Raw genomic sequence first — 25,389 nt, 5'->3', positions numbered from 1 at the left:
ATGAAGCACACTTTGTACGATGAATCCGCTGCCGGTGCGCAAGGCCGCACGACCGCAGAAGGTGAGCGACCCAAACGGATCGTGATCCTGTCACAGTTCTATACGCCAGAACCCCATCGAATCGCCTCGACGATCGCCAACACCCTGGCAGCGCGGGGCCACGAGGTCAGTGTGGTCACCGGATATCCGAACCGGCCCGCTGGCAAACTGTATCCCGGATACAAACAACGGTTGTGTTTCACCGAATACATCAATGGCATTCCAGTGCATCGGGTCCCGCTGATTGTCAATTACTCGCGTAAAGCACTCGAACGGATCGCCAATTTTCTGACTTTTAGCATCAGTGCATTGACCGTAACCTCAGCCATCAAAAATGCTGATGTCATTTACGTCTACGGTAGCCCGACAACTGCTGCTATTCCGGCACAGGTCTGGCAGAAAACCCTGGGCATCCCGTACGTCATACACGTTCAGGATCTGTGGCCGGAATCAGTCACCGATTCCGGGATGGTAACCAACTCCAAAACCAATACGATGATTCGCAACATCATGCAACCCTGGTTGAAACGTGCCTACGGGAACGCTGCCGGGCTGATTGCGATTTCGCCGGGGATGAAACAGCTGCTCATTGACCGAGGCAATCAGGCCAATCGGTGCTCGGTGGTCTACAACTGGGCGGTCGAGTCGACCATTCAGGTCAAACCGGCAGTATCGTTTACTGATGCCGGGTTGCGCCTGCTCTATGGCGGCAACTTCGGGGTGATGCAGGACCTCAACACCGTCATCGAAGCAGCGAAAACCTTCGAAGACACCGACGATTTTACGCTTGAACTTGCCGGCGGCGGAACCCAGGAAACAGTACTGCAGCAAGCCGCTGAGGGAGCCTCAAATATCAAGTTCCTTGGCCGGCTATCCAAAGAAGCCGTGGCCAAGAAATACCAGGAAGCTGATTTCCAACTGGTCACTTTGAAAGATATCCCGATTTTTCGGACGACCATCCCATCGAAACTCCAAGCCAGCCTCGCCTCGGGGGTACCAGTCATCACCACGGTTCAAGGAGACGTGGCGGACCTGATTACTAAACATCACGCCGGGCTCGTTGCTGATCCGGAGGACCCCGAATCCCTGGCTGCAGCATTTCGTACCGCATACCACATGACGGCGTCGCAACGAGCCCAAATGGGCGCCAACGCCAGAAAACTATATGAAGAAAATATGTCGCAACACGCTGCGATGGCCGCCGTCGAATCTATTTTGACTCGCGCTATCGGGGCGCAACGCGCATCACGCAAACCTGTAGAGAAGGCATCATGAGCAACGGAAATATTGTACTGATCACCGGCGGCACAGGCTCCTTTGGCAATACCGTCGCCAAATCACTCTTAGCACGAGAAGACATCCAAGAAGTCCGGATCCTGAGCCGTGACGAAGCGAAACAAGACCAGATGCGACACGACCTCAATAGTGACCGGCTACGGTTCTACTTAGGTGATGTCCGAGACTATCTCAGCGTGGAACGTGCCATGCGCTCGGTGGACTATGTCTTCCACGCAGCAGCGCTCAAACAAGTACCCTCAGGAGAGTTCTTCCCCATGGAGGCGGTGCGAACCAATACCCTGGGCTCAGACAATGTCATCCGGGCAGCAGACAACGCCGGAGTCTCCTCGGTGGTGTGCCTGTCAACAGATAAAGCCGTCTACCCGGTCAACGCGATGGGGATGAGCAAAGCTCTCATGGAAAAGATCGCCGGTGCCTTTGGGCTCAACAACCAAAGTTCCGACACGATCGTGTCGTGTGTCCGGTACGGCAACGTCATGTACTCGCGCGGTTCCGTGATCCCGTTGTTTATCCAGCAACTCAAAGCCGGGAAGAATCTCACGGTGACCAATCCTGAGATGACTCGGTTTATGATGTCATTACAAGACTCTGTCTCACTGGTGCGATACGCGTTTCACAACGCGCAACAAGGCGACCTGTTCATTCGCAAGGCTAAGTCATGCACCATCGGCAATCTGGCTCAAGCCGTGATCAACTTATTTGAATCGGACGCCAAAATCGACATTATCGGAAGCCGACATGCCGAGAAAGTTTCTGAAGCACTGGCAAGCAGAGAAGAACTTTCCCGGGCCGAGGACCACAAAGAGTACTTTCGGATCCCAGCCGACAGCCGTGAACTGAATTACGAACTGTACTACGAACAGGGCGATCGGACCCGACATTTCTTCCAAGACTACGATTCCCACACCGTGGAGCGCATGTCCGTGGCCGAAACTGAAGAGCTATTGCTGACCCTTCCGGAAGTGCGTTTCGAACTACAACAAGCGGGTCTGGCACCGCTGGAACGGAAAGCTTCATGACCATCATGGCAATCACCGGGGCCCGCGGGTTTCTGGGTTTCCATCTCCGGGCAGCAGCCCAAGAATATGGCATCCGAACCATCGGGATCCCGCTGGGTGAAGAATTCGACCTCGAACAGGCTACCGCAGCGATTCAAACAGCCGATCAGGTCATCCACCTCGCCGGGGTCAACCGGGGCACCGATACAGAGATCACCCAGGGCAATGCGCACTTGGCTGAACAGTTGGTAAGCGCCTTGGCCAACACCGAGGCTCAACCAACCGCGATGGTCTATGGCAACAGTATCCAAGCGGGCAACGGCAGCGTATACGGCACCGCAAAACAACAAGTCGGTGACATCCTTGCTGCGGCCGCCGACCAAATGGGCATGGTATATCGCAATGTGCTGTTGCCCAATATTTTTGGTGAATACGGACGACCGTTTTATAACTCGGTTGTGGCAACTTTTAGTCACTTGATAGCCACCGGCCAAGAGCCAATGGTCCAAGACGATAAAGAGTTGCACCTGTTGCATGTACAACATGCTGCAGACGTGCTGCTAGGCCAACAGCCGATGACTGCTTTGGCGACGCTGGCCCACTGTGAAACTGTCACCGGGGTGAAATGCTTGCTTGAACAGTTCCGTGATGTCTACTCGGCCGGAGAGTTTCCGGATCTGAGCACCACATTTCGCAGAGACTTGTTCAATACTTATCGGGCCTACGTGTTTCCCGACCATGCACCGCTTGGCATCATGCGCCACGCAGATCAGCGGGGAGCATTCTTTGAGATCGTTCGTTCCCACGGTGGTACAGGACAGACTTCTTTTTCCACAACCGTGCCCGGTATTACTCGTGGTGATCACTACCATCGGCGCAAAGTAGAGCGTTTCACGGTCCTGGCGGGCGAAGCCGAAATTAACCTGCGCAGACTGTTCGACGATCGGGTATTTACCTATCGAATCTCTGGGGAGGAGCCCAAGAGTGTGGACATGCCAACAATGTACACGCATAATATTCGTAACGTCGGAGATGAGATGCTGTACACGGCTTTTTGGACGAATGATATTTTCGATCCGGATCGGCCAGATACGATTACCGAGGCGGTCACATGCACAAACGACTGAAGGTTATGACCGTAGTTGGCACACGGCCTGAGATTATCCGCCTAGCCTGTGTCATCCAACGCCTCGAAGAGTCTACGGATCACGTGTTAGTGCACACCGGTCAAAACTACGATTACACACTCAACGAGGTGTTCTTCGAAGATTTGCGTTTGCGAGCTCCAGACCACTTTCTCGAAGTCGAAACTACCTCGCTAGGTTCCGTACTCGGCGATGTGCTGCGGGGGACAGAACGGGTCATTCTTCAAGAGCAGCCCGATGCGATGGTTGTGCTTGGCGATACCAACAGTTGTATTTCAGCGATTATGGCCAAACGAATGAAAGTCCCGGTCTTCCACCTAGAAGCTGGTAACCGGTCCTTTGACCCTAACGTGCCAGAAGAAATCAACCGCCACCTGGTGGATCATGTCAGCGACTATAACCTGGCCTATACCGAAGAATCCCGACGCAACCTCTTAGCTGAGGGACTCAAACCACAACACGTCACGGTTATGGGGTCGCCCATGACCGAGGTCCTTGCCACCTATCGTGATCGAATCGAAGCATCAGATGTGCTGACTCGATTGGAACTAGAACCCGGACAATACCTGTTGGCTAGTGTCCACCGTGAGGAGAATGTCGATCGAAAAGACCGCCTTGAACAAGTCGTGGCTTCTCTGCAAGCTGTCGCAGCAGATCAGGGGGTGCCCTTATTGGTGTCCACGCACCCGCGCACTCGAAAACGACTTGGCGAATTTCAGTTGCAGACCAATAGCACCATCCGCCTACATGAACCCCTGGGTTTTCACGACTATAACAAATTACAGCTCAGCGCACGATGCGTGATCTCAGACTCGGGGACGATCTCTGAAGAATCTTCTATTTTGAAGTTTCCAGCCGTCACCTTGCGCGATGCGATTGAACGTCCCGAGGTCGTTGATACCGGAGCCATCATCATTACCGGACTCAATCCCGATGATGTTGTGGACGCCGTGCGGATAACGATCTGCCAGTTTCAGCAGGATGGTCCGCCCACCATCCCACGTGACTACCAGATTACCGACTCGTCACGCAGGGTCGTGAACTACGTGCGCTCACATGCAGCGACCCACCATCTGCGACATGGTATTCGCACCTGATGCAGCCAAGGAGACCAGACAGGATCTCTCACACAACGACTACTCACACCATAGATGCGGAGGAAGCTTATGGGCACCTCAAAGAAAAAATACGATTACCTCAAGCGAGCCATTGATATCGTCGGTTCCGGGGTAGCACTGGTGGCCCTATCACCGATCATTGGTGCCGTCGGGTTAGCGGTGCGGAGCAAATTAGGTTCACCCATCATCTTTCAGCAGGAACGACCAGGCAAAGACGGCAAGATCTTTACGATCTACAAATTCCGGAGCATGCTGGACGTTGATGAAGCCAAAGGACTGGTCAGCAACGAGGATCGGATCACATCCTTTGGGCAAAAGCTTCGGTCCACCAGCCTGGATGAATTACCATCCCTGTGGAACGTGCTGCGTGGTGACATGAGTTTGGTCGGCCCTCGCCCGCTACATGTTCGATACCTCCCGCGCTACAATGCACACCAACGACGACGCCACGAAGTCAGGCCAGGGATCACCGGGCTGGCACAAGTCAGCGGAAGAAACCTGCTGAACTGGTCCGATCGGCTTGATATGGATGTCGAATACGTTGAGCAACGCAGCTTGAGTCTGGACTGTCAGATCGTGTGGAAAACGGTGGCAGCCGTGTTAGACCGGTCGGGCATCAGCGCCGAAGGGCACGTCGCCTCGTCCGAATTTACGGGAGCCGCAACAGCTAACCAGCAGGCCGCAGATGCCGCCTAGTAACTGATCATGAATCAGCTTTGCAAAGCCCGGATGAAAAACAATGCCAGTGAGGACGGTACAAGTAGTGGGTCTGGATAACGAGAGGCCGTATGAGCCGGATATGATTTTTCTAGGCGGCATGTTTCCACAAGCCTCGGCAGATTGGATTCAACGCAATAGTAAAGGCAATATTCATAATGCCGCCAACGTCATGCAGTGGAATCTCGTGCGCGGACTTGCCAGCCATCTCGGATCGAAACTTAACGTAGTTTCTTCGCCTTTTCTTGGCTCGTTCCCGAAATATTTCAAGAAAATCAGAGTTCCAGACTTTCAGCTTGAGATAGTCAGCGGAGCAGGAGGCCAAGGGATTGGATTTTTAAATCTCCCCGGGGTCAAGCATGTGTCAAGATACTTTCGTCTCCGACGGACTCTCAGCGCAGCGATCCAAACTGCACGCCCGCCTCATGCCGTCATAGCGTATTCTTTTTCGGCAGTCATGGCGTTTTCCTTGAGACGTGTAAAACGGTTGGACCCGACCATCGTTACGTGCTTAGTCGTTCCAGACCTGCCTGGTTTTATGAATTTGAGCGCAAAACGGTCGCTGCCTCGGAAGATGTTAGGAAAACTGCTCATCAAGCGCCTGTACAAGACACTAGAAGATGTTGACTGTGCGGTGGTCTTGACCGAACCCATGGTTTCCTACATGGGATTTACCAAGCCCCATGTCGTCATCGAGGGGATCGCCCCACCGTCTGATGCACCTGATCTCGACCAAAGCTCCACGGAGTCACCCGCTAGCTCAGACACCATGATTGTCTACACCGGTGGCCTCAACGCAGCCTTCGGAGTGTTGGAATTGGTTCAAGCATTCAGCACACTCACCGACCCATCATTACGACTGGTGCTATGCGGTGTCGGAGATGCCGTCCAGGCGATTGAAGAATACGCCACCTCTGACCAACGGATCATCTATCAAGGTCTGTTGCCTCACAAGGAGGTCGTTGCATTGCAACGGCAAGCCACAGTCTTGGTGAATCCTCGCCAAAACACGGAGGAATATGTCAAGTATTCGTTTCCGTCGAAACTGATGGAATACATGGTCAGCGGCACTCCTACGGTTGCCTACGATCTCGATGGTATGCCAGCGGAATACCGGGAGCATCTCTTTATCGTTCCAGAAAATGACATCGCGTCGTTGGCCAAGACGATCCAACAAGTCCTGGCACAGTCTCCAGCACAACGACGCGATTTCGGGCACCGAGCACGAACCTTCGTACAGGAACAGAAGAACCCTGAGGTGCAAACCAAAAAGATTCTTCGCATGATCGATGCCGTTACAACTCAACGTAAGGAACGCTATGGACGCGTTTGACATCCCCGTCGTACTCTTCCTGTTCAGGCGTAAAGAGTCAGCATTACAAGTGCTGGACCGAGTGCGCATGCGCGCCCCACGACGGCTGTACTTACTCTCAGATGCAGGACGAAACTATGAAGAACGTTCATTAGTCGCTGAGGTGCGGTCAGCAGTTGAAGCCGCCATTGACTGGGACTGCGAAGTCATCAAGCATTATGCCCAAGAAAACCGGGGCGTTTTTGAAAATATTGGTATGGGCGCACAATGGGTCTTCGAACGAGAACCATGCGCGATTTTTCTCGAGGACGACAATGTCCCTGAAGTAACGTTTTTCGATTATTGTCGTGAGCTCCTCCATAAATACGAGCACACCCCAGAAGTCCTATGGATTTGTGGCACGAATTACTTGGAAAGCTTTGAGCCTGCAAATGCCGCCAGCTACATGTTTACCCGGCATCTGTTGCCCTGCGGCTGGGCATCTTGGGGCAAGAAATTCAATCATTATTACGACGTCGATTTGGCTTCAGTAGAAGACCCCGACACCATCTCCACGGTACGGTCCCGATATGAGAACAAAGGGCTTTTCCAACAACAATTGCGGAGTATCCAAGCCGAACGTCAACGTTTCAACCAGGGACAGCAGTTTATTTCCTGGGACTATCACATGGCCTGGACGCTGCGGAAACATAACCTGCTAGGAATCTCACCGGGACGCAATCAAATACGGAATATTGGGGCTGATGAATATGCAGAGCACGGTGGCACGTCCTTGCAACTCGAGATGACACGGCGATTTTGCGGTATGGACTCAATTGCTCTGGATTTTCCGTTGCAACATCCCCCAAAGATTGAACCTGATCGAGACTACGAGCAGAAAATCGCGAAGATCATCCTGCTACCCGCATCTGCACGTATGAAAACTGCCGTGCGACGCATCCTTGGCAAACTTTTGAGAATAGACGGCGAAACATCCATCACCTCGTCAATACGTGACTGGTTGCGAACGTAAACGATGTATCAAACGCAACGGCTCAGCAGCCCCCAGCAGCAAACAGCACCAACAGACGCTATTTTACGTCTTACGACGATACTTGTTGGTGTATTCCTCACCGCCACCATTGTGATTCTCAGTGGCTACGCTCTGACCACTACCCCCGTCTTGCCCAGAACCGTGCATGTATCGCTTGGGCTGACCGGGGTCTTGTTCATCTGGTTTGTCATGACTGGCAAACCGCTGGTTACCCGAAGCAACTGGCTCCCTTTGGCATTCGCAGCGGTGTTGTCTGTGACAGCACTTTTGAGTGCTTTGCTCCAGTCCAATGCATCATTGCCTGGTACGTTGCAGGTTCCGGTATTGATCATGTGTGGCTACCTGCTTTCACAGGCCATACCCTTTGACATTTTCGTGCACTGGTTTTGTGGGGCAATGGCAGTATTTTCGCTGATTGCTCTGGCCGCCTGGCTGCTGTTTATCGTCTTCGAACTGCCGCTAGTGGGCAATGAAGTCATCAACTACAACGGCGCGGTATACAACAATGGTGTTATTTACTTTTTATTGCTGGGGTGGGATGGTCTACCGATCGACAGATCCATGGGACCCTTTTGGGAACCTGGGCTTTTTGCCTCGTTCATTGTGATCGCGTTATTAGCTGAGATCTCGTTTAGGATAGCTCCGGTACGAAAATGGGTCATTGTTTCGTTGCTCTTGGGAATTGTGATTGCACAGTCGACTGCGGGGTTCTTGCTGGTTATTCCCGCGCTGGCCCTGGCCTTATTCCGGCGACGTACGACCATCACTGGAGTCATTGCTTTTTTCATTTCACTGCTCGCACTGACGGCCTACACTCAGCTTGAATCCATCATTCGCCGGCTCATCGCTTTTAATCCCGAGCTCTTTGGCAAACTGGAACAAGAAGCATTACAGAGCTCATCACGGATGAAAGTGTTAGATCTGAATTTTCAGATCTTTAGTGATTCCCCACTGATCGGTTGGGGCTTTGAGGGCGCAAACCAGGAAGTCTGGGATCAGATGGCTAGTTCAGGTGTTGCCGCGCAGACCTCGACCAGCACGTATTTTCTGGCTGCCTTGGGGATTGTCGGACTGCTATACACTTTGGGATGGTTCGCTGTCCTACTAGATACGAGTATCAGTCTCAGTGAGCGAGTTATCATCCTGATCTGTTTTTTGATCATCGTGAATAAAGAGCCCCATAATGCGATTTTGGTGACCTTCGTGTTCTTGTTCTACTTCCTGTCGAGGATGCGGACCCCGGATAAGTTCCAGAATCTTGTCGGGAAGGTGGCGCAAGTATGAGGCGGCTTTTGGACAAGATCCCAGCAATCGTGTCAGCTAATCGGATTCTGCTGAGCAACATCACCGGTACAGCAGTCCTTCGGGGTGTTGCGATTCTGCTGAGCCTTGCCGCGATGCCAGCATATTTGAGCTACTTTTCAAATAGCGCGGTCCTGGGCACTTGGTTTACAGTTTTATCCCTCTTGACTTTCTTGTCATTTTTCGATTTCGGCGTTGGCAACGGCCTGAGAAATAATGTTGCACAAGCGATGTCTGACAAAGAACATGGCGGCGCTCGCGAGCTCATTTCAGCGGGGTATCATCTGGCCTTCGTTGTCATGATTGTCGTTGCCGCGTTGGGGTATTTGACTATTCACCTCATTGACTGGCAGCGTATTTTTGACCTAGAGAATACTAATGTAGGAACCGAAGTTCTTGAACTCACGCTAGTGATCGTCCTGGGGACAGTCTGTGTGCAGCTGTTTTTGCGAAATGCGATTTCGATCTTATACGGGCTGCAACGAATGGTCATTGCGCACACCCCGGCCTTAGCAACATCGACCATCATTCTGATCTTTTTATTGTTCGGTGGCACCGGCAATACCGAAACCGACTTGTTGCGACTCGCTAGCATATTCTTTGTGGCCACAGTCGCTCCGCTGCTGGTCGTACACATCGGGCTGTTCTCATTTATCATCCCGGGGATGCACCCGCGTTGGAAAACCTCTCTGACGGCGATGCGCCGTGTTGGCGGATTAGGCCTCGGGTTTTTCGCCGTGCAGCTGGCCTTGTTGGTTGTACAGTCAACGGACCAAATCCTGATCACCACCGTGTTTAGTAGTGCAGATGTCGTAGATTATCAGGTGCATTTACGTGTGTTCACGGTAGTGACGATGGCTTTTCAATTGCTAACCCAACCATTCTGGTCAGCCGTCACATCGGCTGCGGCCGAAGGTAAGAAGAGCTGGATCGGTAACGCAGCCAGGACCCTCTATCTGATTGCTGCGGGCGCGACCTTGATGGGACTTGTCCTAGTCCCGCTGTTGCAAAGTATTTTTAATCTCTGGCTGGGTCCCGGTGAGATCGTTGTGGTTTGGTGGCAGGCACTAGCATTCGTTTTACTCGTCGGAGTGCAATTGTTTATGTATGCCGGAACCACCATTGCCAATGGGACCGGCGCATTGCGACCACAGATGGTGTGGATGCCCGTTGCCGCTATCATGAAAATTCCACTGGCCTACATACTGTCCCTGAGCATCAACACCTGGGCAGCCATTGTCATAGCCCACGCACTCGTCATGATTCCGCTCGTGCTGGCGCAAACCCGTGCCCTGAAGAAAGCCGGGTATTTAGGGGCGTCAAGAAACCCGAAGGCTCGCACCATGCAGCCAGAACCAGAACAACGGTTACAAGACTAGACATTCTCGAGCAAGAGGGGTTCGATACTAGTCACCTAATGAAGGGGCGATTTCTTTCCAAGGGGCTGTTACTGGTTTGGGCAACGTCAGAAGGATCGTTTTCAGGTATTCAGCCGCTGCGGTAGGCGATATGGTCTTGTCAGCCCATGTCCTGATGGCACTGCATGTTTGATGATCGTGGTGGAATGCAAGGGCTGAACGTAATGCGTCTTCTAGACTTGAACGGTCTCCAGATCGAAAACGACCGCCGAGCATTTCGTGGGTGACTAGGTCACTGGCGCCTGCGGCATCACTCACAACGACCCGAGTGCCGTCCATGAGTGCTTCGTTGATGACCGCGCCCCAACCATCATGGGCGCTGGGAAGAATGAGAAGATCACTGGCGGCAATTTCTTCACGGATTGCGTGATACGGCCGGTAGTCATGGACATGAATACGACCTTCTAGACTATGCAGCTCAATTTCGCGGTGTACTTCGGAGGACTGAGCACCCTGCCCGTACATATCTAAATGCCAGCTCAGGTGCTGCAACCTGGCTAGAACGCGGATTAACAAGAGGGGACGTTTCCACTCGGCGAGGGCTCCCACGAAGATAAGCCGCTGGCTGTCAGCTGGCGACTGGGTTACCGGAGCGGATGCATCGACGAAGTACCCAAAATCGTAGATCGGGGTGGACCGTAGCGGCCGAAAACTTTGGAGTTGTTGTTTAGCGCGAGGACCGCACGGCAGGACACCTGACAGATGCGGGCCGAGTCGCTTGACACGTCGACCGGCACGGAGCAGCCGCAGGAAACCTTTGAATCCACGATCGTCCCACGGCTCAGTGAGTACAAACATCATGGCATCCGAGATGGGGGCCAGATGAGCCTGGACTTCACGCAGGCCTGGCCAAGCACCGAAGCCAGCAAACACGTGTACATCAGCATTACGGTAAGCCTCCGCAGCGCGCTGCCAGTGGCTGGGATCAAATATTTCTAGGTGGGCCTGGCCATAATCTGGGGTGTCCCATCCCATAGCTTGCCGAGCGCTCGAGACAGCGTTGAATGACACGGCGCTGACACGTAGTCCTGCTAACCGGGACAGCTCCCGTATCACCGGAGCACGATGGATTGACAGGGCCTCTTGCCAGAATACTATCTCTTTCATCAGTTGCCCTTCTGACGACCAGCGAACTTAACCACCGAAGAAACGACAGTTGCCCACCGTGGTGGGCAGCATGAAAACGTGCTTTCAGCCTACACTCAAGGCAGCATATTCCGTCAGATACTGATTGCTGAACGTCTTGAAATAGTGCGCCATAGCTGGCAGAAATCAGTGACGGGTGACACCATAGCGGCTAGAATTGGCTATGTCTCAAGTCACCAAGATGACACGCGTGGAGTCAACTTCATGTGTGTCTCCTCAATCGCACACCTGAAATGAGCAGTCATGACGTCAACACCCGAGCGAACGGCAGGAAACCCCAGAAGGCGAGCGCGATGGTGGAAGGTCGTAGGTGGTGTGACAGTTGTCGTCATTATTGGCTGGTTGGTTTATGTAAGCGTGAATATCGTGGCACCAAGGCAAGGCGACCTAGACTCGCCACGTGACGTCGTGGTGAGTCTCGCTCCGCAAGAGAGCCGCCTGCCGATGGCTCAGCAGCTCATTGCTGAAGGTATTGCCGATACCCTAGTCATTTCGTATTTTGCGCACGATCCGATGAATCACATTGCAGCTCCTACCGACGGTATGGTTCCGCTGTCGAATTATTGTGAACCCAGCGAAGAACCCGACATCCTGTGTTTCACACCGGAGGAGGATTCAACCCTTGGGGAAGCGCTCGCCATCTCAGACCTGGTCAAAGACAACTCCTGGGACTCTCTGACCGTGGTGACCGACCCGTTCCACGCTTTCAGAACCCGGTACATTTATGACCAGTGCTTAGATGGTGACGTGGAGATCAATATCGTCTTTTCTGAGCGTGATCTGAACATCTCTGAGTGGGCCTGGCACGTGGTCTATGAAAATGCGGCGTTTCTGAAGGCGGCATGGGAAACGACAACGCGGTGCTGATGATCACTGGCGGAACTGCGTAGAGCAGTTGTGGTGAGGTGTTCCCTGTGCAAGCAATTCGTCGTCCTGGTCGGTGATGATCAGTGTTCAATTACCTGTGATTGAAATACAATAATCGCTAATTGAAATGTTCCAAATGAGTCTGTGAAGCTTCTACCATGGTGAGCATGGAGAAGAGTACGTAGGTTCTAGTTCTTGAGTGCTTTGGCAATGGGGCTAGCTCTACTGGGTAAGCTGATACAGGAGGAATTACTCAACCATTGTGAACGTGCGCAGTGCGACCTGGAGGGTGCCTGGTGGAATTAGGCGACTATTTACGGATCCTGTATACCCATTGGGTACTTATCGTGGTTACCACGATTCTCGGAACAGGCGCCGGCTTCGTCGTAACTCAGCTCACCACTCCGATCTATGAAGCCGAGGCAAAACTCTATGTGTCAGTTCGTACCGACTCTCAAGCCTCTAGCGACTTACTCCAGGGTTCTAACTTTGCGCGTCAAAGTATGGCTACCTTCGTTGAATTAGCTACCACCAAAAGCGTGTTGGTACCACTTGCCGAAGAGCTCAACCTCGACGTGTCGCCGCGCCAGCTTGCTGACCAAATCACGGTCTCCGCTCCGGCCGACTCGACTCTCATTAACATCTCTGTGCTTGATGAAAATCCGATGCGGGCCGTTGCGATTGCCAACGAGGTCGGTGTGCAAACGCGAACTCTGGTCGAAGAAGAGCTGGAACCACCGCATGACGACGATGCCACCAGTCCGGTACAAATCACCGTCGTGCAACCGGCTACCGAGCCTACTGCACCGGTGAGCCCACGACCACAGACGAACCTGGTCCTGGGATGTATGCTCGGAATGGCAGTGGGTGTTGGCATCGCACTGCTTCGAACAGTCCTGGACACGCGGATTCGTACGACAGACGACATCGAACAAATCAGTGCAGCACCAATTCTTGGACGGATCGCGCATGATTCCAAAGCCGCTAAGAAACCACTGATCGTTCACCTGGATCCCAAGAGCCCTCGCGCGGAGTCGTTTCGGACCTTGCGGACTAACGTCCAATTCTTGGCGGTGGGGGAGGGCCCTAAGACGTTTGTCATATCAAGTGCCGGGCCCGGAGAAGGTAAATCTACGACTGCTGCGAATCTGGCCCTGGCCCTGGCCGAGACCGGAATGAAGCTTGCCCTGGTGGACTGTGACCTTCGCAGACCACGCGTCGCAGAATATATGGGCGTTGAAGGCTCTGTAGGACTGACCGACGTGCTGATTGGTCGTGTTGAAGCAGCCGACGTCATGCAGCGCTGGGGTCAGACCCAACTATATGTCTTACCCGCAGGCCAGATTCCACCAAACCCCTCGGAACTATTGGGCTCGTCGATGATGGACCAGCTGCTGGCTCAACTTGAGCAACAGGTCGATATGGTAATTCTGGATGCCCCACCCGTGCTGCTTGTGACCGACGCGGTCGTCGTCGGAGCAAAAACCCAGGGCATGATCTTTGTGGCGGCAGCAGGTATCACCAAGAAACGAGCCCTCGAAGGCGCGATCACTTCGCTTGATACCGCGCATGTTCCACTACGGGGCATTATTGCAACCATGTTGCCGGCCAAAGGCGCTAGTCTGAACGGCTATGGCGCCTACGCATACGCCTATGGTGAAGAAAATCGAACAGCTCCGCGGAGATCCTGGTTCCGCAAATTGCTGCCGAGGCAAAAGGCCGGCACGAGACGAAAAGGATGACCGCCGTTGGCAGCTTTCCGCATTTTGACCATCTGCACCGGCAATATTTGTCGGTCGCCCCTGGCACAACTCCTCCTAGAACAGGGTTTGGACGGCATCCCGGTAGAGATTCGAAGTGCTGGAATCCAGGCGCTCGTGGAACACCCGATGCCAGCACCGCAATTGGCTATTGCACAACAGCTTGGACTCAAAACTGCCGCCGATCATGCTGGGCGGCAGCTGGCCCCGGACGATCTGCACAACGTTGATCTGGTGCTTGGCATGGCTCGAGAACACCGCAGCGCCGCGGTACAGCTGAATCCAAACATACTGCGAAGAGCTTTTACGCTTCGAGAGTTTGCCCGCATTAGCGACGTGGTCCCTGCATCGCAACTGCACGCTCCAAGCGCCCAGACACCGGCGGACAAGCTGCGCCACGCTGTTGAACGCGCCGCGTCATATCGAGGCATCCCGATACCCCCGGATGCACCGGAGGATGACGATATCCTCGATCCCTATCAACGCAGCGAACAGACCTATCAGACGTCCCGGGATCAAATCGTTGCAGCGGTGGAAACGGTCATCGCCTATTTTGAAGGTGCTCTGCGCTGACTGGTCTGCTTACCGTTAGGTGAATCCAGAATGGTCACCACCGTGACATGAAGCCACTGGAATGTCCAGAATTTCATGGTAAATTTCACGACAGTGTAATAGTATAGAGCTTGCAGCCTGAGTGAAAGATATCGCGTCGCTCACCGCTGCATCCATCGCCACTTTTTGCTGGAATGCTCGTAGCAGTGCTGACGCAGCCTGGGTTGTTCTCTGCGAGGTTTCGAAGAGTCTGGCGTAGAGAAAATTTTTATATGCTGGAGGCCGGAAGTCTCATGGATCGCTCACACCTACTCGACGAGAAACAACCGCCAACACCGGCTTTTGTTATCGACGAACCACTGCTGGAAAAGTTCACTGATCGATTCTTAACGGCGAAGCACACGCATTGGCCGTATTCGATTCTGGGCTATTCGTTCAAAACAAACTCCTTACCCTGGCTGGTTGCATTCATGCGAGATCGAGGTGCCTGGGCCGAGGTTGTTTCCGACGCCGAATACGAATTGGCGCTGACGCTGGGATATTCGCCGGACCGAATCGTCCTCAACGGCCCTTATAAAAGCCGCGAACGACTACGCACGGCGTTGCTTGGCGGTTCGATTGTCAATCTTGATGCCAAACGAGACGTTGCTTGGACGATTGAACTTGCTCGGGAACTACCGGACCGAGATTTTGGTGTCGGGCTACGTATCAATTGGGATTTGGAGACCCGAGCCCCTGGAGAAAGCACCTTCGGCGAGCAAAAGAGTCGCTTTGGGTTTAGCCCCGAGAATGGTGAGCTTGACCAGGCGATCTCCGAGCTCAAAGCTGCCGGCGTCCGGATTGCGGGGATTCACGTCCACCGGAACTCCCGAACCCAAAGCTTGAAAGTCTACCAAGCTGCTGCCACGGTAGCCGCTGAGATTATCACGTCTCGAAATTTGGACCTGGACTGGATTGATATCGGTGGCGGCTTCTTCGGCAGCGAGCACGGTAGCCCAACATTTGATGATTATTTCCAGGTGATCAGTGAAACGTTAGAGGGCGTCGTCGATATGGAACGCACCTGCTTAATTACGGAACCAGGCGGTGCTTTGGTTGCGGTGCCATTCGAATTTCACGCCAGCGTTGTTGATATCAAAGAAATTGAGGGTCAGAGGCTGGTGGTGACCGATGCCAGTCGAACCAACATCGATCCCCTGCTGAGAAAAGACAAACCATATGAGATCAGTCTGAAAACCCAAAGTACTGAACGCCTAGCGCAACAGGTGTTGTGCGGTTTCACCTTGGTTGAAGGTGACCGGATGATGACCCTGCAGGATACCCCAGCTCTGCAACTTGATGATCGGATCGTATTTTACAAAGTCGGTGCGTATACGCTCAGCCTGCAGCCGCTATTTATCGAGTACCTGCCGGCAGTGTATGTTCGAAACGAGGACCAGCAGCTGCAACTGGTACGACGCAAATGGGGCGCTTTAGAATACGTTCAGGGCAGCTATTGGCCACAGTCGCCAGCAGAACCAATGGAGGATGCAGTTACGCTCAAGCGTCCAGTGAACACCGCCCGGAAACTCGGGGCAGAACCAGCGATCTAGCGGCACCCCGTCGAGGTGCGTAGTTTATTGCACCTCGATGCGAAGAATTCGATCGTCTACAGGTGTGGGAGCCCCGTTGCCGTCAGTGTTGCTGGTCAACACCCAGATAGAGCCATCGGGTGCGGTCGCAACGTCGCGCAGCCGACCATATTCATGCTCGAAATAGGCGTTGGATGTGGTGACGTCGTCCAGGGGAATTGCCCACAGCCGCTCACCACGTAGTGCTGCCATCAGCAGTGTGCCGTCATTGATTTCGATTCCGCTTGGGCTAGCATCTTTTGGTATCCATTGCTGGACCGGGTCGATGAATTCTTCTTGGTCCTCAGCACCTTCAACTTCTGGCCAACCGTAATTGCCACCAGGTTCGATCGCATTGAGTTCATCCCAATCGTCTTGACCGAATTCGCTGGCATACATCGTGCCATCGGCAGCCCAGGCAATCCCTTGAGGATTACGATGCCCATAACTGTAGACCGGAGAATTTTCAAAAGGATTATCGTCGGGGATGTCGCCGCTGGGCGTGATGCGCAAGATTTTGCCCGCCAGTGAGTCCAAATCTTGGGAGCCGCTTGGTTCTAAGGCATCACCCGTCGTGGCGTAGAGCATTCCGTCCGGACCGATACCAAGACGGCCACCGTTGTGATAGTCCGATGCCGGGATGCCGTCCAAGAGGACTTCTGGTTTACCCAATGCCAGAGTCTCACCTGCACCCGAGAGATCAAAACTCAAAATGCGGTTGTCAGTGGCCGTGGTGAGATAGGCCAAGAGCTTGTCCTGGTGAATCACAATTCCTAGCAGCCCACCCTCACCACCGGGCGTTGCTTGATCAACAACGGCCAGCTCACGGACGGTACCTTCGTCATTGAGCGCCACGATACGTGCGTTGTCGCGTTCGCTGAGCACCGGTGTATCCCCGGCAAATGCCACAGACCACGGTGTTGTCAGGCCCTGGGCGATGACTTCAACCGTACCTAACTCGATAGGATCGGGGTTTTTGCTCGGGGTGGCTGTTTCGGCGTGATCGCTCGCCGGCTGCGACGCCTCGGGCGTATCCATGGTGGTAGGTTCTGGATCTGCTGCGCACCCGGTGACCAACAATATGCCCGCCAGCAGGATCGGGCATGTTCGTTGAAGAAATTGCATGCCTAGTCCTCCCGTACAGTGAGAAAGTGATAAGTCCTACCATTATCGCAGCTGTCACAAGGGTGTGCACGGCTCGGTATGCGCTATGTGCTCCGGCGACCGGACGCACAACGACTCTAGAGGAAGGCGACGATATCTCGTGGCTGGGTGGTCATGTTGCGTATGCTCATCTGAGACTGACCGACGAATTGAGGTACACGTGACATCAAGAACACTGACCTGGGTAGAGCAGGAAGAGAGCCTGGGCGCAGAGGAAAACCTGGCGTATTCAACAACGTTGCTGCGAGCTGTGCAACGCGATCGGCTTGAAGGCCCCCTCGTCCGAATCTATCGACCCGAACCAACGGTGTCCTTTGGTCAGCAAGACGTGCGCATGACCGGGTACAACGCAGCGCAGCAACGCAGCAGACAGCACGGGTTTAAGTCCATGGTGCGCAAAGTGGGTGGGCGTGCGGCAGCATATCATCGAGGTTCACTGCTGATCGATCACATCCAGCCTGCAGATCATGCCATGGTTGGTTTCAAGTCTCGGTTTGAGTACTTCGGTGCACTATTTACTAACGTGTTGACGCGACTGGGTGTGCAGGCTGCCGTCGGAGAGATCCCGGGGGAGTATTGTGCAGGAGAATACTCGGTTCACGGTGTGCTAGCACCCAATCTGCGCATCAAACTCGCCGGCACCGCTCAACGCGTGGTCAAAGGCGCCTGGCTGTTTTCCACCAGTCTGATTGTGCAGGACGCCGAACCCATTCGCAACGTGCTGACCGATGTTTACGAAGCGCTGGGCATTGAGTTTGATCCCCAAACTGCAGGAGCCGTGGAGGACGGGGCAGCTGGCGTAACCGTTGATGATGTGATCGACGAGCTGCAGTGGGAATATGAACACGAATTCCTCAGCGGCGGGCTTGATGGGGCCGACACATTCACTTTCGCGCCGATGCTCTGGGACGAGCTGCTCGATCGTGTTCCGCAGGATTCATCCGCCGCTTAGACCTGCTCTGTTCCCGGGTTTGTGGGGTGCCTTGTGCCCTGCGGACTTGGTTTCAGACGTCTTCGATGAGCCAAGAAGCCGCGGGCTGTTGTTCGTTTCGCTATTGGATAAACTTGATGGATCCCGCCTACTTCGGTATGAATGCGAGGAAGTAGGGCCAGGAGTGCGTTGGGACTTCTGGTGATAGTGGCGGTTTACACGAGATTGACTTGCCGCGGAAACACTTTCCGTGTCGAGCTATCGGTCATGCTGACATTCTTACACCCTGTAAAAAATACCCAATCATCGACGACTTCGCGCTGCTGATTGCCAGACGCGGCGGGCCGGGAAATTCAGCATCGACGCGTTGCTGCCCGGTTCTGGCTACCGCACCCCGTCAGCCACCCGGACGCAAAACTCCCACCTCGTGGATGCCTAACAACAACCTGATCACTCGTTGTGCGTTACGTCGTAGGCAGCTAGTGATCAGCCGCTCCCGGTTCCTAGAGGGACACGTCGTCGCTGGACGGGCTCGGTGGCAATAGTCCGCGAACGACAGCGACCATCAATAGCAGCAATACAATAACTAAGACGGCTTCGACGCCGATGTAGTAGTAGTGAGCCGTGGAACCACCCTCAAAGGTTCCGGCCAATACTCGATCGGTGTGAGCTGCCAATAATGGCCGAATCACGGCGGTCTTGATCAGCAGTAGTGCAAGGGCCACGAAGCTGTAGAGCTGCATTTTATGAAAGTTTGGCAGTTCCTGGTGGCGGTGATCGCGCCACATCGAGATCAATGCGATCAGCAGCAAGATCCCCAGCAGCACCTCGGTAATGTTCATCGCTAAAAAGACGCGACGCCCGATGCCCAGGCCCAGTGGAATCGTGATGCCCGGTGCCGTAAATTTTAAAGGCGCTTCGATGAACGAAATCCCAATAATCAACCCCAGCCAAATCGGTGGGATCAACAACATCAAGGCTCTAGCCCAACGAGGCGTATGGGTGGTTCTAATGAGCATCAACGTTTCTCCTTACGCTGCGTGCGGCGATGGAGTAACACGGTGACCACACCGCACAGTAGATAACTCAAGCCTACGGCGATCCAGCCGGCGGTAAATCCATGCGTTACGTCCTGTAACAGCCCCATAATGAGCGGCCCGGCCGCAAATCCGGCATACATGCCCATCGAATTCAGTCCGGAAGCTGCACCAATTTTATGCCCCGGCACCACACGCAGTAGACCCGCATTAATGACGACGTTGGCCCCGAAGACCGTAATACCGTGCAGGGCGGCACCGACCCACACCAGAGCTGGAAGTTGCCAGTAGGCCGCACCGAGAAACGCAAAGACGCCCAGTAGTGCGCCGGCACTAATGTAGATCAATAAACGCGACGGTTGGGCTCCGGCCTGCATGCGGCGGGACCAAGCAATGCGTGAGACCACACCGACCACGCCTGACACGGCTGCCGCGGCACCGCCCAGTACTAACGAAAAATTCAGTTCTTGGACCGCAAACAGTGGCAGATAGACGTTGGTCGCCTGCATCCCCATGCCCGATAGCATTGCGATAACGGCGAAGAAGTACACGATCACCGGCATTTTTTCTTTGGTGGTCACAGTCGAGATCTGTCCGGTATCAACCGTGACTTCCGGTGGGGCGGGTTCAACGGGCCGGAATTGGCGGGCGGCCAGCTGGGCCGGCGACGGCACGTATTTCAACGACACGAGCCACAAAAGCAGACAGACCACCGCGCCCCCCAGGGCGGCGCCCGTCCAGCCCAACACGATCGCAACCGAGGGGAAGAACAAACCCGAAAACAGCTGGGAGGCCTGGACACCAGACTGCTTCACCCCGATCCAGCCGGTGCGTTTCTCCGCTGGCACCGCACGGATAATCACCCGGTTGGTGGTGGGGTTCGAAATCGCTTGGGCTGGTCCGGCCAGCACGGCGGCCAGCAGCAACACCCAGTAATCGTGCGCAAAAGCAGCCACCACGAGCGCAACAGCGGTCCCTACGAAAATGATGAGCATCTGGGAACGGGCGCTGATCTTATCGGCCAGGTTGCCCAACCAAATACTCGACAACGCCGCAGTAGCAAACACCACTGTGACAATCAGGCCAAGCTGTCCGGCGGAAATGCCCAGCTGTTCGATAATCAGCGCCGACGACACTGAGATGCCGTAGTTAAACAGCGGGCCGGCACCCATCGCGCACAACAAAATAACTAGCAGGCCGGTCGATGCCGACCGTGCAGGGGTTCTATCAGTGGTCACATCCACCACAGTAGTCCTTTTTCGACGTCGTCGACCGGAACGGGGTCATGCATTCGGTAGCGGATCTGACGACCGCAAATCTTGGATTCATCGCCCGTGCGACTACAGTAGTGGCAGGCCGGTAGGCCATACCGGATGACGAAGCGAGGACCACGATGCCCGAGGGCATGCACAACGAAGAAATCACCACTACCGAAGACACCGCATCACAACCCAAAGCTGCCAGTATGTTGGGCCGTTGGGCCACCTTTTTGCTCGGTGTGTTTGTCATGTCGGTCGGCATCGCACTCAGTGTGCACGGCCAACTGGGTACCGCCCCGATTTCCACGTTCCCGGCGGTCATCGACGCCGCAACCTCATGGAGCGTCGGTGGCGTGACCGTGGTGATGAACGCCGTGTTCGTGCTCATCCAGATCATCATTTTGCGACGGCGTTTTCCACTGTTTCAACTCGTACAGCTGCCGATCGCCGTCATCTTTGGCACCCTGATCGACGTCTCCATCTTTTTGACCGAATGGGCACAGACTGATAACTATCTGCTCCAGTGGGTCGTCACGATCGTCGGTGCGCTCATCCTGGGTATCGGCGTCTACATCCAGATCCAACCCAAACTGCTGTATCTGCCGGGCGAAGGCATCGTCATGGCGCTGACCCATGTCACATCGGCACGATTTGGAACCATGAAACAAATCGTCGACTGGTCACTGGTGATCATCGCTGCCATCGTCTCGCTGGTGCTCATGCAGCGGCTCGAAGGTGTGCGCGAAGGCACCGTGTTCGCAGCGTTTGCCGTCGGGGGAGTGGTCAAAGCCATCGAAAACCTCCGCCGGCGTCGGCCAGCAGCCAAGGATTAGCTTGCTGGCCGAGGTCGCCGATACGCTGCAAGCTTCGAGATGATGCATAGGGCAGCTGAAGCCATAGCAGCACTGCCAAATGCCGAGAAAGTCACGGTGGCGGGCCACATCCATGATTGGGAACCCGCACCCATGGCTGCACAACTCGTGAAGTTTTGCTCAGCAGCTCAGCCATAACGCACACGATATTTGATGTGCGTGACGTTCTGCCCCTCGGCGGCACGCAATTGCTCCAACTGAATGCCACCTGGATCCACACCGTCGAATAACTGACGTCCGTTACCAAGCAGTACGGGCACCAGATGGAGCTGTAATCCCTCAAGGAGACCGTGAAGCAGTCCCTGACGGATCGCCCCACCGCCGTGCAGGCCAACATCCTTGGCTCCTGCCGCATTGTGCGCCTGCTCGACCGCGGCTTCGAAACCATCGTTGACGAAATGAAAGGTCGTGCCCTGCCGGACGTCATCGGCCGAATACCGGCTGGTGACCACAAAAACCGGCACCCCAAACGGTGGCTTTGGACCCCAGGCGGTCTCGGCGTGCTCGTAACTATCCCACCCCATAACCACAGCACCAACCCGCGTGTACTCCTCAGCAATAATGTCGTGCACCCCGGATTCCGGGCGGTCGATCACATCGCGTGGCAGCCAAGCATGCAGCACCTCACCACCTTCACCCAACATGTGCTGCGGAGAAGGATTCAACCCGGTGTAGTAGCCGTCTAGAGAAACGCTCACACTGGCATAGCAGCTCATCAAGCCTCCGGATCTTCGACTTCGAGCACCACTTCTTTACCGTCTTCCACCCCAACGGTCTTCCGCCCACCGAAGGGTTCCGGCGTCATCTCCACATCAAACACCCCATTCTGGGTCACTACGCCGTGGCGCACGTGCATCTTCAAAGACGGACCGGCCTCGCTGAAGATCCCAAAACCTGGGCCAACCGTCACCGGTGCCACAAGAAAACGATAGACATCAATGAGCCCTGCCTGGTGCAGTGTGCGGGCCAATTGAATACTGCCGTGCACCTGGAGTTCACCCTGGCTCTCAACGCTTTTGAGACGCCGGATTTCGTCGAGGAAATCATCCCCCAGCCGGGTGGAGGAATCTGCCCACACGTCTCTGAGTGCAGACGACGTCACCACATACTTCTGCGAGGTGTTAATTAACCGCGCTACGAGATCATTGGGATCGGTGACCTGGGGCCAGTGCGAGGCGAAGATATCGTAGGTGCGACGCCCCAGCAGCAGGGCTCCGCACTGATCGAACCAGCGGGAGACGGCCTGACCGCAGCCTTCATCGAATACGGACATGAGCCAGCCGCCGTCTTCAAAGCCGCCACGAGTGTCTTCCTCCGGGCCGCCTGGCGCCTGGCTGACACCATTGAGTGTCATAAAAAGATTGATACTGAGCCGCATGATGGATTTCTCCTCCAATACACCGTGAGGATGGCTCAGTCACCAGTCTAAAAACCTGGGTGACAAATGACTACTGGTCCTTCGGCGACGCTGACGGCGACGTCGCTACCTCGACACCTAAGCGTCGGGTATGAGAACAATGCATCGTGCGCTGACCAGGGTTTTCCTCGAGATTAGTGCGCACCGGTGTTGGGGAAGATTCTTGGGCGCTAGCCTCGCGATTATGGGACAAATCGTGTATGAGACCGCCACGAGCTTGGACGGTTACCTGGCGGATCAACACAATTCGTTATCGTGGCTCTTTGCTGTGCCAGACGGAGACGACCCGCAGCTTGCTCCGCCGCGGGCCGCAGTCCAGGTCATGGGCTCCACGACCTATGAGTGGGTACTCGACGAACTTGGGGCGTTAGAGAAGATGGACGCCTGGGGTACTGCGATGCCAGATGTGATCACCGTGGTTTTTACGTCTCGAGACCTGCCTGCCCCGGGCGATGCTGATATTCGGTTTATGTCGGGCGATGTGGCCGCGGCGTTGCCACAATTACGTGAGCTCGCGGGTGACGGGATCATTTGGGTAGTCGGTGGTGGGGGACTGGCCTCGCAATTTATTACCGCACGAGCCCTGAATGAAATCGTGCTCAGTGTCGCCCCGGTCGCACTGGTCGAGGGCGCACCTCTGCTGGGCCAGCGGATTGAATCAGATCGTCTAATCCTGGTTGAGGCGCAGCAGATCGGCCAGTTCGCCCGGCTGCGCTACCGATTGACGTATCCTGGCCAGGACCAAGGATGAGGAGCCTGCGTGCGTTTGAAATTAGATCTTCACGATATCTACAACAAAAGTCGGGACCTTGATCAGGCGTTGCACGACATCATCGACGAGGCGGAGGCCACCAAGGTCAAGACCGTGGAGATCATCCCGGGCAAGGGCAGCGGCGCACTGAAGAAGCGAGTCCTGCGCTTCCTCGACCGGAAAGACATTAAAGCGCGATATCACCGTGTGGAAAAAGACAGCAGGAATTTCGGGCGGGTCTTCGTGCATTTCAAACATTGAGCTCTAGGACCGTTCAGCAGGTTCAGCGTATGTTCAGGCTGATCGGGATATCATGAAATGATGATCGCGCCTAGAGTACTTAGCCAAAGTGGCACCACCACGCCACCCGACGACGTCTCCTACGGTTGGCTTGGCGACCTCGTCGTAGCCGTCATGGAGGCACTGGGCCCGATCGGCCTTGGGCTGGCAGTATTCATCGAAAATGTATTCCCCCCGATCCCGTCCGAGCTGTTCCTAGCGCTCGCCGGTTTTACCGCAGCCGGTGGCACGTTTACCCCGGCCGCAGGCATTCTGTGGGCGACCATCGGTTCAGTGACCGGTGCGTGGGTGCTCTACGGTTTGGGTGCCTGGTTCGGACGATACCGCTTATACAAGGCCGCCTATATTATGCCGTTGGTCGATATTGACGACATTGAACGCACCGAACGATGGTTTCTTAAATATGGCTACTGGACGGTGTTCTTCGGCCGGATGATCCCGATCTTTCGCTCGCTGATTTCGATACCGGCGGGTCTTGAACGCATGAACTTCTGGCTATTCACCCTATTTACCGCTCTCGGATCGCTCATCTGGAACACCATCTTCATCATGGGTGGTTACTTACTGGGCGCGAATTTCCACTTGATTTCCGACTATGCAGACGTATTTTCTAACGTGGTCCTGATCGCCGTCGTTGTCGTGCTGGCTATATGGGTCACGGCGCGGATCGTGCGTAATCGACGTCGTGCTCGTGACCCCAATTATCAGCCGGAAAGCCCCGCGGAAGTCGCCGCGAGGATCGATCGGTTGGTCGGACGCATACAAGCCGACGATACGCGCAGCTCGGAGTAAGCCTCTCGCGCCGTTCGCTGCCGCGAAGCCGGCGCCGATTGCATCTTCGTGGTAGGGCCGCGTATCACCCCTGATCCGGAATCGTATCGGCCGCACCGTCAGACACTAGATCTGGGCGCCCTTCATTGAGCCGCTGTCGCCGTCGGTCTGCAACAGGCAGAGGATCTCGCGGTCATCAATGCGCTGCCAGGTATCTTCAGAAGGATAGATGGTCGTAATCCAAAGATCGGATTCGAGATAGTCAATGCCGACGTATTCCTCAAACGCCGGGATGCACTGCTCTTCAGCTGCGCTATCTAACCCGGCCTCTTCAGGAAAGTCGCCTTCGGGCATCTCGAAGACGTGAAAAACCTCAAGGTCATGGGACTCCTCACACGAGATGGCAGCGATCTCGTCGATCCCCTCGTCGGATAAATCTGAACTATTGATGCAGTCGCCCACAGCCGCGGTCGGAGCTTCCCCACACGAAGCCAGTGCAAGAGCACCAATCATTGCGGTAAGCGCTAATCCGCCGCCGCGATACAACGAGTTCTTCAAGGTTTCTCCTAGC

At 54.8% G+C, this 25,389-nt stretch carries 26 protein-coding genes; 19 read left to right on the top strand and 7 right to left on the bottom strand.

The genetic code is table 11. From position 1 onward, the window contains the following. The 9 genes from FB556_RS01470 (at position 1) to FB556_RS01430 (ending at position 10,342) form a co-directional block, all read left to right on the top strand. Positions 1–1,314 carry a glycosyltransferase family 4 protein gene (locus FB556_RS01470; RefSeq protein ID WP_141864098.1) on the top strand — a complete coding sequence of 438 codons (1,314 nt, stop codon included), beginning with the start codon at positions 1–3 and terminating at the stop codon, positions 1,312–1,314. Further along, positions 1,311–2,357: a polysaccharide biosynthesis protein gene (locus tag FB556_RS01465; RefSeq protein ID WP_141864096.1), complete on the top strand. Its 1,047-nt coding sequence runs from the start codon at positions 1,311–1,313 to the stop codon at positions 2,355–2,357. The genes FB556_RS01470 and FB556_RS01465 overlap by 4 nt, the downstream gene beginning before the upstream one ends. Then, entirely contained in the window at positions 2,354–3,463 is a 1,110-nt protein-coding gene (locus FB556_RS01460; RefSeq protein ID WP_141864093.1) for a polysaccharide biosynthesis C-terminal domain-containing protein, read from the top strand. Before FB556_RS01465 ends, FB556_RS01460 begins: the two co-directional genes overlap by 4 nt. Before the next feature lie 5 nt (positions 3,464–3,468). Further along, a complete protein-coding gene (gene wecB, locus FB556_RS01455; RefSeq protein WP_281280451.1) occupies positions 3,469–4,578 on the top strand; it encodes a non-hydrolyzing UDP-N-acetylglucosamine 2-epimerase in 1,110 nt (369 codons plus the stop codon). A gap of 69 nt (positions 4,579–4,647) precedes the next feature. Further along, positions 4,648–5,295, top strand: a complete 648-nt coding sequence (locus FB556_RS01450) for a sugar transferase (protein WP_141864088.1) — start codon at positions 4,648–4,650, stop codon at positions 5,293–5,295. A gap of 67 nt (positions 5,296–5,362) precedes the next feature. Continuing rightward, positions 5,363–6,649, top strand: coding sequence for a glycosyltransferase (locus FB556_RS01445; RefSeq protein WP_170200317.1), 1,287 nt, complete (start codon positions 5,363–5,365; stop codon positions 6,647–6,649). Beyond that, positions 6,636–7,640 carry a glycosyltransferase family 2 protein gene (locus FB556_RS01440; RefSeq protein WP_141864084.1) on the top strand — a complete coding sequence of 335 codons (1,005 nt, stop codon included), beginning with the start codon at positions 6,636–6,638 and terminating at the stop codon, positions 7,638–7,640. The genes FB556_RS01445 and FB556_RS01440 overlap by 14 nt, the downstream gene beginning before the upstream one ends. A 3-nt stretch (positions 7,641–7,643) precedes the next feature. Next, positions 7,644–8,945, top strand: coding sequence for an O-antigen ligase family protein (locus tag FB556_RS01435; RefSeq protein ID WP_141864082.1), 1,302 nt, complete (start codon positions 7,644–7,646; stop codon positions 8,943–8,945). Continuing rightward, positions 8,942–10,342 carry a lipopolysaccharide biosynthesis protein gene (locus FB556_RS01430; RefSeq protein ID WP_141864080.1) on the top strand — a complete coding sequence of 467 codons (1,401 nt, stop codon included), beginning with the start codon at positions 8,942–8,944 and terminating at the stop codon, positions 10,340–10,342. The genes FB556_RS01435 and FB556_RS01430 overlap by 4 nt, the downstream gene beginning before the upstream one ends. 27 nt (positions 10,343–10,369) lie before the next feature. On the opposite strand, the gene FB556_RS01425 is transcribed toward FB556_RS01430, so the two are convergent. After that, entirely contained in the window at positions 10,370–11,488 is a 1,119-nt protein-coding gene (locus FB556_RS01425) for a glycosyltransferase family 4 protein (protein WP_141864078.1), read from the bottom strand. A 282-nt stretch (positions 11,489–11,770) separates the two neighbouring features. Between FB556_RS01425 and FB556_RS01420 the strand changes: the two genes are divergently transcribed. The 4 genes from FB556_RS01420 to FB556_RS01405 all read left to right on the top strand — a co-directional run bounded on the left by FB556_RS01420 (position 11,771) and on the right by FB556_RS01405 (position 16,298). Next, positions 11,771–12,394: a YdcF family protein gene (locus FB556_RS01420; protein WP_141864076.1), complete on the top strand. Its 624-nt coding sequence runs from the start codon at positions 11,771–11,773 to the stop codon at positions 12,392–12,394. Between the two features lie 275 nt (positions 12,395–12,669). Continuing rightward, the gene (locus FB556_RS01415) at positions 12,670–14,136 is read left to right on the top strand and encodes a tyrosine-protein kinase domain-containing protein (RefSeq protein WP_342774644.1); all 1,467 of its coding nucleotides are present in this window, start codon (positions 12,670–12,672) and stop codon (positions 14,134–14,136) included. A 6-nt stretch (positions 14,137–14,142) separates the two neighbouring features. Then, entirely contained in the window at positions 14,143–14,727 is a 585-nt protein-coding gene (locus FB556_RS01410; RefSeq protein WP_141864072.1) for an arsenate reductase/protein-tyrosine-phosphatase family protein, read from the top strand. Between the two features lie 272 nt (positions 14,728–14,999). Next, positions 15,000–16,298, top strand: a complete 1,299-nt coding sequence (locus tag FB556_RS01405) for a type III PLP-dependent enzyme domain-containing protein (RefSeq protein WP_141864070.1) — start codon at positions 15,000–15,002, stop codon at positions 16,296–16,298. 24 nt (positions 16,299–16,322) lie between these two features. On the opposite strand, the gene FB556_RS01400 is transcribed toward FB556_RS01405, so the two are convergent. After that, a complete protein-coding gene (locus tag FB556_RS01400; RefSeq protein WP_246057146.1) occupies positions 16,323–17,441 on the bottom strand; it encodes a PQQ-dependent sugar dehydrogenase in 1,119 nt (372 codons plus the stop codon). 199 nt (positions 17,442–17,640) lie between these two features. Between FB556_RS01400 and FB556_RS01395 the strand changes: the two genes are divergently transcribed. After that, positions 17,641–18,432 carry a lipoate--protein ligase family protein gene (locus FB556_RS01395; RefSeq protein WP_141864068.1) on the top strand — a complete coding sequence of 264 codons (792 nt, stop codon included), beginning with the start codon at positions 17,641–17,643 and terminating at the stop codon, positions 18,430–18,432. Positions 18,433–18,914: 482 nt separating this feature from the next. Here FB556_RS01395 and FB556_RS01390 read toward each other — a convergent pair whose 3' ends face one another. Together FB556_RS01390 and FB556_RS01385 are read right to left on the bottom strand one after the other, a co-directional pair. Then, positions 18,915–19,430, bottom strand: coding sequence for a hypothetical protein (locus tag FB556_RS01390; protein ID WP_141864066.1), 516 nt, complete (start codon positions 19,428–19,430; stop codon positions 18,915–18,917). Further along, positions 19,430–20,686, bottom strand: a complete 1,257-nt coding sequence (locus FB556_RS01385) for an MFS transporter (protein ID WP_246057145.1) — start codon at positions 20,684–20,686, stop codon at positions 19,430–19,432. The genes FB556_RS01390 and FB556_RS01385 overlap by 1 nt, the downstream gene beginning before the upstream one ends. A gap of 155 nt (positions 20,687–20,841) precedes the next feature. On the opposite strand from FB556_RS01385, the gene FB556_RS01380 reads away from it, so the two are divergent. After that, positions 20,842–21,540 carry a YczE/YyaS/YitT family protein gene (locus FB556_RS01380; RefSeq protein WP_211343940.1) on the top strand — a complete coding sequence of 233 codons (699 nt, stop codon included), beginning with the start codon at positions 20,842–20,844 and terminating at the stop codon, positions 21,538–21,540. A 39-nt stretch (positions 21,541–21,579) separates the two neighbouring features. Beyond that, complete coding sequence (locus FB556_RS13355; RefSeq protein ID WP_170200316.1) at positions 21,580–21,717, top strand: hypothetical protein; 138 nt, start codon at positions 21,580–21,582, stop codon at positions 21,715–21,717. Here the strand turns inward: FB556_RS13355 and FB556_RS01375 are convergent. Both FB556_RS01375 and FB556_RS01370 read right to left on the bottom strand, forming a co-directional pair. Next, positions 21,708–22,277, bottom strand: coding sequence for a dihydrofolate reductase family protein (locus tag FB556_RS01375; RefSeq protein ID WP_211343939.1), 570 nt, complete (start codon positions 22,275–22,277; stop codon positions 21,708–21,710). The two genes, FB556_RS13355 and FB556_RS01375, sit on opposite strands and share 10 nt — an antisense overlap. A gap of 17 nt (positions 22,278–22,294) precedes the next feature. Continuing rightward, the gene (locus FB556_RS01370; protein WP_141864063.1) at positions 22,295–22,957 is read right to left on the bottom strand and encodes a dihydrofolate reductase family protein; all 663 of its coding nucleotides are present in this window, start codon (positions 22,955–22,957) and stop codon (positions 22,295–22,297) included. A 223-nt stretch (positions 22,958–23,180) separates the two neighbouring features. Here FB556_RS01370 and FB556_RS01365 point away from each other — a divergent pair, with 223 nt between their 5' ends. Genes FB556_RS01365 through FB556_RS01355 form a run of 3 tightly spaced genes read left to right on the top strand, consistent with a single transcriptional unit; the run spans position 23,181 to position 24,839 of the window. Then, positions 23,181–23,747, top strand: a complete 567-nt coding sequence (locus FB556_RS01365) for a dihydrofolate reductase family protein (RefSeq protein WP_141864061.1) — start codon at positions 23,181–23,183, stop codon at positions 23,745–23,747. A gap of 9 nt (positions 23,748–23,756) precedes the next feature. Continuing rightward, positions 23,757–24,008: a Smr/MutS family protein gene (locus FB556_RS01360; protein ID WP_141864059.1), complete on the top strand. Its 252-nt coding sequence runs from the start codon at positions 23,757–23,759 to the stop codon at positions 24,006–24,008. Positions 24,009–24,065: 57 nt separating this feature from the next. After that, on the top strand, positions 24,066–24,839 hold the full coding sequence (locus FB556_RS01355; protein WP_141864057.1) for a DedA family protein: 774 nt from the start codon (positions 24,066–24,068) through the stop codon (positions 24,837–24,839). 105 nt (positions 24,840–24,944) lie between these two features. On the opposite strand, the gene FB556_RS01350 is transcribed toward FB556_RS01355, so the two are convergent. Beyond that, positions 24,945–25,376 (bottom strand): septum formation family protein, encoded by a 432-nt coding sequence (locus FB556_RS01350; RefSeq protein WP_141864054.1) that lies wholly within the window; start codon positions 25,374–25,376, stop codon positions 24,945–24,947. Positions 25,377–25,389 lie beyond the last annotated feature (13 nt).

It is taken from the genome of Enteractinococcus coprophilus (assembly GCF_006716305.1).
GTDB lineage: Bacteria > Actinomycetota > Actinomycetes > Actinomycetales > Micrococcaceae > Yaniella > Yaniella coprophila.
This window is presented reverse-complemented; position numbering and strand designations above follow the sequence as displayed.